This window comes from Sapientia aquatica (assembly GCF_004358105.1).
Taxonomy (GTDB): domain Bacteria; phylum Pseudomonadota; class Gammaproteobacteria; order Burkholderiales; family Burkholderiaceae_D; genus Solimicrobium; species Solimicrobium aquaticum.
On record NZ_SMYL01000003.1, the window covers coordinates 210,201 to 223,323 of the forward strand.

A 13,123-nucleotide genomic window follows, 5' to 3' on the forward strand; every position below is an offset into this window, starting at 1 on the left:
ATGACTGTTATGCAAAATCGCTATCAAACCAAATCTAACTTCAATAGCGCACCCCTAATCCAATTATCCAAATAAATAAATACGACAGTGATTATAAGAGTTACCGAAACCAAACTAATAAGTTGCGCCTTCAACGAATAAGAGTGCAAATTAGAAAATTCAAAAATCAATAAGAAAATTGGTAAATGAATAATATAAAGTGGATATGAAATTTCTCCTAGAATCTTGCATATTCGCTGGCAAAAACCACTGATTTCGATACGCGAAAGCAGGACTATTACGATCGGAGCGATTATAAAGGACCAGATCAGTGCTCGCTGGAAACCTTCCATGAAAAAGCCAGTAAGCAAAATCGGGATTAATAAAATGGGAAGAAACTTATTAACTACTAAACGGCGATTACTAAATTGGTAAAGAGCACAGCCAAGGAAAAACTCGGAAATTACTCTAGGAAATCCATATATAAAACTTTGAATGCCCCATCCTGGATTATCATTCTTGAGTAAAATTACAATTAGGCCGTAACATATGATAGTTGTGATTAATAGTGGATTCGGGGGATTCCGTCCAAATTTGGACAAGTAAATGTAATAAATAACATTTACGAAGAACTCAAAGAATAATGACCAAGCAGGACCATCAAACGGATACAAGCTACCAAAAATTATTTCGGATCCAAAAGGCCAACCCGTGTTATTTAAATACGGAAATCCTAAAATCCCCAATACAATTGAACCAACTAAATTGTTACTATTCACGATTAACGGCGCACCAAAAATTAAAGGTGAGAGCATTGCAAAGATTCCCAGCAGCAATCCAATGAAATACATTGGATAAAGTCGAACAAATCGCCGCCAAATAAACGCAAGGAAAGTCATTCCACCAGTAATCCGATCAAAGTAGCTATGCGCGATTATGAAGCCAGAAAGAATAAAAAATAAATCAACCGCTATGGAACCACCCTTTAGCCAATGCAATCCATTATGCTGAGTAAAATGGTAAGTCATCACAGCAATTGCGGAGATCCCCCTCAATCCATCAAGCAAGTCAAATCTAGATTTCATTTTAAATAGCTAAAGGTAATAATTTGTGTTTTAAGCGTTTCAATATGCTCTTTGATCAATGAAAATAAATTCGAGTAACCTTAAACGAAAGGTTTCGCGAGTCTTTACTCACACCAAATTGGGCTGGAACGATCGCTCGGTCTGCCGACATATCCATCTCTACAAAACCAGTATGGTCAAGAAGTTGAGCAATTTCAGGCCACAAAATTTCAATGCGAAACATGTCATCGCTAACAAATGTGCGTTTGGCCGCAATTTTTCCATTAATTGAAATAGAAATTGTCAATGGTTCATATTGCCCGGTCTTACTTGAAATGAATTGCGCTGGAGCCCAACCCTCCACGATGATAGGTTTACCGGCCATAGAATTACCTGCGTGGTCGGTTGTAGCCAAAGTTAAATGCGCTTTTGGCCCAAGCCAAGTGGATCGTTTACCAAGGTCGCCTTCAATTTCAAAGGAACCAAGCAAGACGTCTGTTGACTTGACAAGTGACCTCGACCAATCACTGTTCGCATCAAAACTGGTCATATCTCGCTGCTGTCCTAGGTCTAAAATCAGCATTCCGATTTGCCCATTTAAATTTTCCGCTGGTACCGGCAAATTCCCACCACCAAACCAGACTGCCCATTTTCCTCCACCAACAGCTATTAACGTCGTATCGCAAATTACCTTACTAAACCACTCGGAACGTAATTTGTTACTAATCAAACCCGTGGTACTTATTTTTTTCCAATGAATACCATCGGTAGATATCGCATAACCAATATTTCGTATCTCATCGGATGCTCTACCTGTATAGAACATATAAAAATACGGTGGCTGGTAAGCAATACTTGGCTCACCAAGACCATTCTCGTCGAATGAGCCACCAGCACCGATATCAAGTACTGGATTATTCGACAATCGAGTCCAATGTAACCCATCAACTGATTTTGCAATTCCCAAACGCTGCACACCAACACTATCCTGACCCAGATAGTAGAGATATAAAGCCTCCCCTTTTTCAATCACAAAGGGATCGCCCACACTATCGGAATCCCAAGCACCTGCAGGGCCGGTAGCCAAAATCGGATTTGGGTGTTTTTTGAAGTGAAAACCATCATCAGAAACAGCTAAACCAATATTAGCGATACCACGATCATTAATACCTTGATAAAAATAATATATTCTCTGAGCAAAGTAAATTGCAGTTCCATTACCTGCAATATATCCCGTATCCCAATCAGAAATGCTAGGTGCTAATACTGGATTACCCACAAACTTTTGCCAAGAAATGCCATCATTTGAGACCGCTACGCCAGTTCGCCAGAGCTTGCCATCAAAACCTGAATAATAGTTAAAATATTTATCCTTAAACTTAATAACCGACGGGTTTAAAACATCAGTGCTGTCCCACTCACCTATCACTCCTCTTTCAAGAACTGGGTGGTTGACTAAAGTATCTATTTTTACCGGAACAATGGACAACTGCTTTGTCGGAGCGGGTAGAACTGCATTGCTCGAATTTACCACCGGGGCGCCAATTTCCGTACTTCTTCGGCAAGATACAATTAGCATTAGTAATAAATAAATAACTGAGAATTTATAATTTTTAATATTTGCGGCTACATGCATAATTATCCATACCAGCCTATTAATATTCATTTAGTTTTAAACCGAAACCCACGTTATTTCAACAAGATTCATACAAAGTATTACATTAAAAAGCCGTAATGAATTAGGGCCGATCATGAAAGCTAAATATTATGAGGGAATAAAAACCTAAATGATTTACTGTCGATGCTATTGATAGGGATGCAGTTGAACAAAGCAACAATAGCAATATTTAATAAACATAATTTCACCAATTTATCATAGTTATCCTACGATTTAAATTGATGCCATTTTTGTTTATATCGGATATTGTTAACAATTTGAAATTTTGGAATGTAATATTTATAGCTGCCCGCACCTCCTGCTAGTAGCACTAGTTAAGTGAAGGTGCTGCAAAAATTACCAGCCTAAATTTATTATTTTGCAGGTACCACTTTAAACACACCGACCCGAAAAATCTTTCCCGTTGATACTTGTTTAATAACTACTTCTTTATCACCAGGCTGTGCCAATAAGTCGGGAGAAATTGCCGCAGTAATCAGCTTATCTTGGATAGACGTGGCCTTCGCAGGTTGCCCACCAAATAGAACTTGGGCTTCACCGAGACTTTGTTCACCATTAGTCTGAATCCACAATCCTACAGCCCCATCCGGCTGCTTATTAGGGAATTCGCCGACCATTGCAGTCTGTGGCCCCCAATCGCCCACTTTCACTTCAGCCACAGCCGCTGCTGGTTTTGACAAATCCGGCTTACTGATCGGGCTGTCATTTTTTTCACAGCCAGAGAGAATACAAAAAGCCAACAAACTTAATAAATTAACAAATAAAAAAGACGATTTCTTCATTTTTCCCTCAACATTTATAAGAACTATAAGTTGGATAGCGCACCACCCAACGACCGATATACCGAAAAATTGGTTACAACTTTACCCGCTAATGCAGCAATTTCGTGCGACTCATTTGCGGCCAAACTTTGTCAAATGAGCTGGCCAAAATTTAGCACCTTTGAACTTATCTGGGAGCGAATATCGTAAAAATATGTTCGCTCGTTTTTCAAAAAACACAAATAAACAAATAGACAAAGTAATTAATAATATTAGATAGCAATAAAAGTCCACAACCGGATAATTATTTCTTAGCCCATCAAAATACCTGTAGTAAAACTGATGAATAGGCAATTGCAATATATATATTGAATAGCTAGCCTCACCGAGCAAAATCAATGGTCTAGCTTTAAGTAAATTTATACTATTGTGTTTAACAACGGATAACGCGATTATGAAAATCAAAAAAAACGGCGAAAGAAAACTAGAACTAAATGCTAATTTAAATCCAACATAGCGCTCAATAAGGTACGGATAAGTCAATAAAAACCATAATAACCCAATTGAAATCGGCAGCACCGCAACCGAAAATTTCGCACTAATTTTTGTATGGTTTCGTATGAACCAAACTCCGCCCGAAACCCCCAAAAGGAAACTACAAAAATGGGATGGCGGAAAATAAAAGATAAGGTCGTGCGATGTCGAAGGAAAACCTGTGTAATAACCCATAGTCAGCGCAACCGAAAGCACAATCTGTGTCGCCAGCCATATAATTATCGAAATTATAAATAAGCGTGAAGTCGATACCTTATTCTGACTAATTGCTTTCAAAATAAACGGAAATGAGAAATAAAAAAACATCTCCGCAGATAAAGACCATCCTGGCGAATTGAGCTTGATTGGATATGGGGTAAGCCATGACTGGAGCAGCACTATGTCCAATCCAGCGGCAATGATGTCAACTTTCTCTCTTTGCAAATATAAAAAGACGATTGTCAAAAATAATGCCAACAAATAGACCGGCATGATTCTTGAAACACGAGCCCACCAATATGTCTTAGCGACAACCTCTTTTTTGTGGTAGTAGGATATTCCCATTACAAATCCTGACAAAACAAAGAAAAATGTGACCATTTGTGGTCCAGAAGTGAGAACGGCACTGAGTCCAGCGGCCTGCCCATAATGAAAAACAACCACAATCACAGCGGCAATAAACCTAAAAAATGTAAGCGCCTCTACGCGAGTCGAACTATCTTGTGACGATAGCGTTGACGATGACGACGACCTTGACGCCACTTGAATGGAACTCTGCACTATCGCCCCCCGTTGGAAACGTTTAGGGACTTGCGCCAATAAGCGAGCATATCTGCAACCGTGTCATTTAAGGGCACTGACTGTTGCCAGCCGGTGGCGGAGATCAAACGCGATGAATCGCCAAAAATAACTTTTTCGTCACTCGGTCGCAGCAATGTTGAATCAACTTCTACTGTAAAAGGAACTCGCGATCCGGCAATCACTAAGTCCACCAATTCCTGCATTTGATAGGTCTTGGCTCCGCTAATGTTATAGACCTCCCCGGGGACACCGTGTTGGGCTAACAATTCGAGGGCGCGAATTAAGTCGCGCACATCCGTGATAGCACGATGAGTGTGCAGATTCCCGACACGTAACACTGGTGGAATTTGACCCGCCTCGATACGAACGACTCGATTCGTAAAATCTGCGCAAACGTCACCAGTTTTGCGGGGGCCAGTGGTATTGAAAATCCGAGCACAAACACTACGAATGTTAGCATTGGTCCAGTACTGCAAAGCGAGTAGTTCAGTGGCAACTTTGCTCACACCGTATGGATGCAGAGGTCGGAGCGGATGGGACTCCTTTACCGGAATATCTTCGGCAGCAACTTCACCATATTCAGCGCTGGAACACGCCACAACCACTACGGGATCTATGCCAGAGGCGCGAATAGACTCATATACGTTGGCTGTACCCAGCACATTTGTATCAAGTGTTTCGATCGGCACTGACCACGAAAGCGCGGGGAAACTCTGAGCTGCCAACAAATAGATTATGTCAGGCCGATTTTGCTTAATTACTGCATCGACTTGTTCCCGATAGCGGATATCGCAGCGAACTAGCTTATCTTGAAATGCCGCATAATCACGACTATCAATAGTAGGGTTGTACTGGGTACCAAGTACGTTATGCCCTTGAGCGATAGCGCGTTCCATCAAGTAACTACCAACAAAACCTGTGGCACCTAAAATCAGAATATTCATATTTCTCAGTCCTTTATTTTTTTCTCTGCTGGGTTATTTTGAGACGTCTAGCCTCCACATCCGCATAGGGCGTTGGGTCTACATCCTCTACTACAATCTTCCAAAGTGCGTCTTCAGAGAATCGATCCCGAGCGAAATTTTGCGATGTTTGTGATGCGCATTCCCAAACAACATTATCTTGTAGCAATTCAATAACCTTTGCTGCAAAATCTTGAGGATTGTCTGCTACAAAAAGGAAACTCTCCGCATCAATAAATCCTTGTGCTCCAGCAGGTGAAGTAACACAAGGAAGACCGAAACGCATTGCCTCGACAACTTTTCCTTTCATCCCGCCACCAAATCGGAGTGGTGCAACTGACACGCGTGCTTTTTGGTAATAGTCTGCAAGAACATCATCGGTAACAAAACCGGTCACTGTCACGTCGGGACCAGCTAATCTCTTTACTTCCTCGGCTGGATTCGAGCCAACTAGATAAGTGTGAAGTCCGGGGAAAGTTGAATGAATCAGCGGAAGCACCTCGTTTACAAACCATACCGCCGCATCTACATTTGGTACATGTGCAAAGCCGGCAACAAACAGTAGTCCTGAGCGAATGGCAAGATTCGCCCATGGTTCGTGCGGGAATGTATCAAAGGCATAGACCGGAATAGTAAAACACCGAGCGCGCGCGGCATTGACCTGAATCCAATTTTTCACATAATTGGTTTCGCCTTCAGCGGGGTAGTACACGGTGTCGACGTCCGCCCAAATTTGCTCTTCCCAGACTTTAACCTTATTAAGTTCTGATTCAACAACTGGATCGGGATTTAAGCTGTATTGATCTGCTAGACGAAGATGGTGCACATCATGACCGTAGTATAGCAATGTCGCTTCACTGTATTTACGCAACGAGTCAACAAATTCTATTGATATATGCGGGCGGGAGAGCAACACGTAATCGATACTGGCTCCGTTACGTGCAATCCAATCTTCGAATCCATTGGCATATTCATCGCCATACATTACTTCAATCCCATGCTGTTGAAGCAACGGTGTATATATGGGATCGGGCCAAAGATTTTGTGGCCAGAGCTTCACTGACATGCCATTTTTTTGGAATAGGCACATAAACTGCCACATAGTGCGCGAACCGGCGTCACGATCAGGTTGTGGCACATAGTGGTCAATTACCAGCACTACTTTCTTCAATTGCGAACGATCACGTGCTAAAAATGGATTCTCCGCATTATAGAAATTTTCTCGCTCTAGGGTGCTGCGCCAGCGTTCTAAAAACTTACGCTGGTTTTCAATCTGATAGGCTTTAATTCCGCTATTGGTGTCCGTACCGTGAGAAATACCCTCATGATGTACAACAACAGATGCAGGCTGATAGAAAACTTTATACCCATCTTCTCGAATACGGAAAGCCAAATCGGTATCCTCGCAATACGCTGGAACGTATAACTCATCGAAGCCGCCGAGCTTCTGGAACAAGGCCATAGGTACCATGATCGATGCCCCTGATATATAATCAGACTCGTGCAGGTATGAATACTCTGACCGAGCTGGGTTATCCATACGCCCATAGTTCCATGCGCTGGCATCAGACCAAACAATTCCTCCGGCCTCTTGTTGTCTTCCATCGGGGTAAACCAGCCGCGACCCAACCAATCCAGCATTTGGGAAGCGATCGAACACATCGATCAACGCATCAAGCCAACCACTAGTAACCTCAGTATCGTTGTTTAGCAAAACCAAAAATTCCCCATTCGCCATAGTTAGCGCCTGATTACACGACAACAGAAATCCGAGATTCTTTGAATTATGATGGTATTTTAAATTAGGGACTGCGCGTAGTTCGTCCATCTCCAAGTCACCTGAAGCATCTTCAATTACGATTACCTCAAAACTTACGTTCGCACCAACGTGCTGTATCGAGCGAAGGCAATCAACTGTGTAGCCGAGTTTGCCGTAAGTAGGTATGACTATGCTAACTCTTGGATTCGACACCTTATCAAAGCTTAATCCTTGTAGCGATGGCGTCAACTTGTTAAGTGGTTGCGATGATCTGGTTGGTTGCACTTGTACCGCTCTACTTAACGGTATCACTTCCTTATTAACTTCATAAGTTTGGGGGATCACTTCAGAAAGATAGGAGTTTCTTTTAGTTGATATCCAGTGCTCGAAAGATGGGGTACCTCTAAAAGCAGCAGGAAAGGTAAAGTACAAGGCATTTTTTAGTTGAGCGCGTTTATTATCTGATACCGGCAGCAAACGGAAAACGAAGCGCAGCAGCCCATATGGCAAGTTACCATTACGTCGATCGAGAGAAGCAGCGCGCCGAAATTGGCTTGATACAAATCTCATTGGAGCCGTCAATCGCCAGGATGTTGAATTGCGAAGTTCGTTGTTCTGATTGTGTAAAACTGAATTCAAATGTTCGCACTGAGTAATATTCCTATCTAATTCGGCAATTCTAGTTTCGAGTTTTACTATTTCATGGTTAGATGCGATCAGTTGCCGTTCGCTCTCAAATAGGCTTCGCTTAACATCGACCAGCTGATTCGTAAGTTGACCAAGTTCCGAAACGCTTTGGGAAAGGCTACCAATTTGGTTATCACGCTCAGATATTAGTTCTAATAGCGCGTCGTGCCGCTCAACTGATTCATTTATTTGGTTATCACGCTTTGATATTAGTTCTAATAGCGCGTGGTGCCGCTCAGCTGATTCATTTATTTGGCCATCACGCTGTGATATCAGTTCTAATAGCACGTGGTGCCGCTCAACTGATTCATTTATTTGGTTATCACGCTTTGATATTAGTTCTAATAGCGCGTCGTGCCGCTCAGCTGATTCATTTAGTTGGTTATCACGCTTTGATATTAGTTCTAATAGCGCGTCGTGCCGCTCAGCTGATTCATTTAGTTGGTTATCACGCTTTGATATTAGTTCTAATAGCGCGTCGTGCCGCTCAGCTGATTCATTTATTTGGCCATCACGCTGTGATATCAGTTCTAATAGCACGTGGTGCCGCTCAACTGATTCATTTACAACTTTCCTGAGAGAGTTTACTGAACTGTCTACCTCCGCGAGTTTATCCGTAAGACTAAAAACTCTTTGGTCCCGCTCAGCGATTGCCTCGAGAAGCTCGTCAATATAATTATTTCGCTCGGACAACTCAATTAACTGACCACTTATCTTACTGTCACGTTCCGCAACTATGCGGTCTAGATTTACGATGTGCTCGCCGCGACTTATCACTTCATTTTGAAGAGAATCAATTAATAAATCCCGCTCAGAAATAACTTGATCCTGTGCCTGTGCCCATTTGGCGAAACCAACGTACTCTTTTATTAGATCAACTTTGTCACTATATAAAAACGATGCGCTCGGTGACGGTAATACTGTATTAGCACTCCCACATATAGCTAAAAAGTAAACAGGATCATTTAATGCACCCGACTTCTCCTTTAAACTCGTCCCATCATCGCGCCATACATTAAAAGCGTTATGCCCTCCTTCGATGGATTGGACCACCGAGCCTAGTAAAAGCCGCTGGCCATAGTAACGAATGGAGGGAAACTGATTCTTCAATAGATTATCGAATTCGTTGAAATCCAATTCTTTGACATGAAATTCATTTTGATCACTGCGCTCCTCAGCATATATAGGACGATTTGGAGAAGAAATAACAAGTACACCATCAGGACGGAGCACACGACGAATCTCCGCAATCATCTCAGCCTGCTCTAATAAATGCTCAATCGTCTCAAATGAGACCACAACATCAAATGTGGCATCACGAAAGCCCAAATCCGAAGCACTCCCCTGGCAAAAAGTTAGATTCTTTGATTTGTATGTTTTGGAAGCGTGTTCAACAGCCTCAATTGAAATATCTACCCCTACCACTGAGCGAGAAACATCCGACAGCATAGCTGAACCATAGCCCGCACCGCATGCTACGTCTAAGACATCTTTTTTTTCAACGATGTCCAATACTGAGGCATACCGATGATAATGCTCAAGCCTTATCCGGCCCTGCTCTGTAGGGATAAAGCGCTCACCTGTAAATTGCATTTATTTTATCTCCAAAACTAAATACATCAATTAGGAAACTAATTGATTGAATCGACGCACTAGATTTCTGCACATAAGATCTAGGTTTTCAAACAAGAAATAATAGTTAGACTTTCGAAAATAAAGGGCCAGTCAAACACATGAAGTTGAATCATCGCTAAAGTCATCTAGAGCGCGAATAATAACTTATGGGCGATAATTTGCAGTCAATTAAACGCAAGTAAAAATAAGAAAGAGTTATTTAATAAAAATCAATTTAGCTCACTAATTATCAATCCTAGATCACCGAACACGCCAAAACAAAATACTAATAGTAGAGTTCGAGTCTAGTCGCATTACCTAGAAATTTTTATTCGCCAATATTTGTCCCTTACTACGGTCACTTTAATTTTTAGTTTGAAGCGATTTGAGACAAAAATCAAAACTCAAGGTAGTCATATAATGATTGCTGCCCAAGTTCTCGGACGCATCAAGAGAAAAAATAACTTTCCCACTTACGCCAGCATTCCCTGCCGCCTCCATATCCGATTCCTTATCGCCAATCATGATCGACCGACTCAAATCTATCTGATATTTCTCAGCCGCTTTCAACAACATCCCTGGATTTGGTTTACGATCAAGCGACTCTTTCTTATACTCCCCTACTCCATGCTCGGCGTGGTAAGGGCAAAAATAAACATCAGTAATCGGTGCACCTTCTTCTTCAAATCGCTTTTTCATCCAATCGGTAAGAATTAAAAAATCCTGTTCGGTGTAATAACCGCGCCCAATTCCCGCTTGGTTGGTGACCACTATGATTAAATATCCTTGGCGCTTCGCCTCACGGCATAATTCGAAAATACCGTCAATAAAACGAAAGTCCTCGATCTTTGACGTATAACCCTCGTCGTGATTTATCACGCCATCACGATCTAAAAATAATGCTTTAGTTTTTAAGGACATTGCTAAACACCGGCTAACAAAGTTTGAGCGCGCTCATAGTCATCCGGCACACCAATATCAATGAATAAGCCTTGGGTTATAAATCCACTAAATTGTTGTTGCTTAATCGCGGTGTAAAAGAAATCAGACTCTAAAGAAAAGTTTTCACCCAGCGCAAATTGATCCAGCAAGTGTGTAGGTAGGACATAGCAACCAGCATTGATTGTGCCGGGACCCGACATACCCTTTTCCAAAAAAGAGGTTACGCGTCCATCTTCAATGAGTACTCGGCCAAAGCGACCAGTGTCTGGCACTTCGCGCACGACAATCGCCGGGCGGTGCGTGTTATTCCACAATTGCTCTAGATCGGCGACTTCTAGGTCCAAATAAGTGTCACCATTAAACACAAATGCGTGATCTGATACGCAGCGGCAGAGCGACGCTCTGACGGCCCCGCCAGTTCCTAGTGGTTGCGACTCAACCTCGTACACCAATTCCATACCCAAATACTGACTGCCAAAATGGTTGCTAATTTTATCGGCCATAAATCCTAAGGATAATACGACGCGCTCGAAACCTTTCTTAGCAAGTGACGACAGCAAAATTTCTAAGAAAGGACGCCCGGCTATAGGAGCCATCGGCTTAGGTAAGTCTGGCACGACCTCGCGCAACCGCGTGCCAAATCCGCCAGCCAAGACAATGGCTTCCATCAATTAGGCGCCTTGAAAATAGCATTTTCGACCAAGCCACACAAAATATGGCCTAGTACCAAATGCCCTTCTTGAATTTTAGGTGTATCTGAAGATGGCACTTCAAAAATATAATCGCACAGGTCACGCATTGGACCGCCGCGGTTACCAGTCATACCAATCGTGATAACGCCAAGAGATCGGGCCTCTTCAAATGCTCTCAAGATGTTCGGTGATTTACCTGAGGTGGAATATCCTATGAATACGTCGCCGGGCTTGCCGTGAGACTGGACTTGGCGTGAAAAGAGTTTTTCGTAGCCATAATCGTTACCCACGGCGGTTAGGATAGAAGTATCAGTAGTTAGCGCAAATGCGGATAAACCTGGACGGTCAAACGCAAAGCGACTGACAAATTCACCAGCGATATGCTGAGCGTCAGCAGCACTGCCGCCGTTGCCTGCCAATAAAATTTTGCCGCCTTGGTTCATGCAGTTAATACATGCTTCGGCGGCCTTTTCTACATTACTGAAAAGGGCTTTGTCTTCTAACATTGCCGCCATAACGCGCTGCGCTTCTGCTATTTGTGCGGAGATATAGCTATTCATCATATTTTCCAAGCCTGAGTTCCATTTTTAGTAAAGTGGCAGTTGCTAACCTGCCCCTCGTAGCGATTTAACGTTCTGATCAGATTCATACGCTTTTCAGGTGGGACAAAAAACATCATAAATCCGCCACCGCCAGCTCCTGATACTTTTCCCGCTAACGCACCAGCTTTGATTGCCTCGTTATAAATTTCGTCAATTAATGGATTTGATACGGATTTTGCTGAGCGCTTTTTATTTTCCCATCCTAACAACATTGAATCCACAATCCCTTTGAAATCGCCTTTGAGCAGACATTCTTTCATTACCATCGCTTCACGCTTAAGACCATGCATAGCCTCCATCGCATCATCGTGGCCATGCTTCATGTTATTGCTTTGATCTGCAATAATTTTTGCTGACTCGCGCGAGACACCGGTATAAAACAAGATTAGTGACGCCTCCAATTCGCACAGGATCCAATTTTTAATCCGCAAGGGATTAACAATCGTGCGCCCCTCCGCATAAAATTCCATAAAATTGAAACCACCAAATGTTGCGGAATACTGATCTTGGCGTCCACCCTGGAGTCCACAATCAACCCGCTCAATGTCAAAAGCAAGACTAGCAATTTTATAATCATCAAGAGGTAAATTTAATAACTCTGCAAACGCTTTAATTATCACTACAACTAATGTAGATGAAGACCCCAAACCAGAACCCACTGGTGCGTCACTGAACGTACTTAATTCCAATGGAATTTTCTTACCACCGTTGTATTCTTCAATGATTCTGTTATACACAGCTTTATGCAAATCTAGACGCCGATCTAACACCAATGGCTCATCAAATCCAAATAACAGGCTTTCATTTTTATCCGTGGCGTTAAACTTAATGATTGGATTTTCCAACGGGTGGATCACTGCATATGCATACCTGTCAATCGTCGCATTTAAAACATAGCCGCCGTGAACATCAGAGTAAGGTGATACATCTGTACCGCCGCCAGCCAATCCTAATCGCAATGGTGCCCTAGCACGAACTAACATATAAATCCTTTATATATTAAATAATAACCTCGGTGAACTGCTGAACTTTGCACGACCTAATATCA

Annotated in this window: 10 protein-coding genes; all 10 read right to left on the bottom strand. The window is 42.4% G+C overall.

Features of this window, described 5'->3' with window-relative positions:
* Positions 1-23 precede the first annotated feature (23 nt).
* The 10 genes from E2I14_RS08640 to E2I14_RS08685 all read right to left on the bottom strand — a co-directional run bounded on the left by E2I14_RS08640 (position 24) and on the right by E2I14_RS08685 (position 13,058).
* Positions 24-1,064, bottom strand: a complete 1,041-nt coding sequence (locus E2I14_RS08640) for an acyltransferase family protein (RefSeq protein WP_133327491.1) — start codon at positions 1,062-1,064, stop codon at positions 24-26.
* 55 nt (positions 1,065-1,119) lie between these two features.
* Entirely contained in the window at positions 1,120-2,679 is a 1,560-nt protein-coding gene (locus tag E2I14_RS08645) for a glycoside hydrolase family 130 protein (RefSeq protein ID WP_165967799.1), read from the bottom strand.
* A 395-nt stretch (positions 2,680-3,074) separates the two neighbouring features.
* Positions 3,075-3,503: a hypothetical protein gene (locus E2I14_RS08650; RefSeq protein ID WP_133327495.1), complete on the bottom strand. Its 429-nt coding sequence runs from the start codon at positions 3,501-3,503 to the stop codon at positions 3,075-3,077.
* A 111-nt stretch (positions 3,504-3,614) separates the two neighbouring features.
* Complete coding sequence (locus E2I14_RS08655) at positions 3,615-4,796, bottom strand: acyltransferase family protein (protein WP_165967800.1); 1,182 nt, start codon at positions 4,794-4,796, stop codon at positions 3,615-3,617.
* Positions 4,796-5,761 carry a GDP-mannose 4,6-dehydratase gene (locus E2I14_RS08660; protein WP_133327499.1) on the bottom strand — a complete coding sequence of 322 codons (966 nt, stop codon included), beginning with the start codon at positions 5,759-5,761 and terminating at the stop codon, positions 4,796-4,798. The genes E2I14_RS08655 and E2I14_RS08660 overlap by 1 nt, the downstream gene beginning before the upstream one ends.
* Positions 5,762-5,774: 13 nt before the next feature.
* Positions 5,775-9,818, bottom strand: a complete 4,044-nt coding sequence (locus E2I14_RS08665; protein WP_133327501.1) for a glycosyltransferase — start codon at positions 9,816-9,818, stop codon at positions 5,775-5,777.
* Between the two features lie 384 nt (positions 9,819-10,202).
* Positions 10,203-10,760, bottom strand: coding sequence for a D-glycero-alpha-D-manno-heptose-1,7-bisphosphate 7-phosphatase (locus tag E2I14_RS08670; protein ID WP_133327503.1), 558 nt, complete (start codon positions 10,758-10,760; stop codon positions 10,203-10,205).
* A 2-nt stretch (positions 10,761-10,762) separates the two neighbouring features.
* Entirely contained in the window at positions 10,763-11,449 is a 687-nt protein-coding gene (locus E2I14_RS08675; RefSeq protein WP_133327506.1) for a nucleotidyltransferase family protein, read from the bottom strand.
* Positions 11,449-12,033, bottom strand: a complete 585-nt coding sequence (locus E2I14_RS08680) for a D-sedoheptulose 7-phosphate isomerase (protein ID WP_165967802.1) — start codon at positions 12,031-12,033, stop codon at positions 11,449-11,451. Before E2I14_RS08680 ends, E2I14_RS08675 begins: the two co-directional genes overlap by 1 nt.
* Positions 12,033-13,058: a GHMP family kinase ATP-binding protein gene (locus tag E2I14_RS08685; RefSeq protein ID WP_133327510.1), complete on the bottom strand. Its 1,026-nt coding sequence runs from the start codon at positions 13,056-13,058 to the stop codon at positions 12,033-12,035. The genes E2I14_RS08680 and E2I14_RS08685 overlap by 1 nt, the downstream gene beginning before the upstream one ends.
* Positions 13,059-13,123: the final 65 nt, after the last annotated feature.

Excerpts from the sequence above, each read along its gene's own strand:
- E2I14_RS08645 (WP_165967799.1), bottom strand. The coding sequence starts at position 2,679 with ATGCATGTAGCCGCAAATATTAAAAATTATAAATTCTCAGTTATTTAT.
- E2I14_RS08660 (WP_133327499.1), bottom strand. The coding sequence starts at position 5,761 with ATGAATATTCTGATTTTAGGTGCCACAGGTTTTGTTGGTAGTTACTTG.
- E2I14_RS08685 (WP_133327510.1), bottom strand. The coding sequence starts at position 13,058 with ATGTTAGTTCGTGCTAGGGCACCATTGCGATTAGGATTGGCTGGCGGC.
- E2I14_RS08680 (WP_165967802.1), bottom strand. The coding sequence starts at position 12,033 with ATGAATAGCTATATCTCCGCACAAATAGCAGAAGCGCAGCGCGTTATG.
- E2I14_RS08665 (WP_133327501.1), bottom strand. The coding sequence starts at position 9,818 with ATGCAATTTACAGGTGAGCGCTTTATCCCTACAGAGCAGGGCCGGATA.
- E2I14_RS08650 (WP_133327495.1), bottom strand. The coding sequence starts at position 3,503 with ATGAAGAAATCGTCTTTTTTATTTGTTAATTTATTAAGTTTGTTGGCT.
- E2I14_RS08640 (WP_133327491.1), bottom strand. The coding sequence starts at position 1,064 with ATGAAATCTAGATTTGACTTGCTTGATGGATTGAGGGGGATCTCCGCA.
- E2I14_RS08670 (WP_133327503.1), bottom strand. The coding sequence starts at position 10,760 with ATGTCCTTAAAAACTAAAGCATTATTTTTAGATCGTGATGGCGTGATA.
- E2I14_RS08675 (WP_133327506.1), bottom strand. The coding sequence starts at position 11,449 with ATGGAAGCCATTGTCTTGGCTGGCGGATTTGGCACGCGGTTGCGCGAG.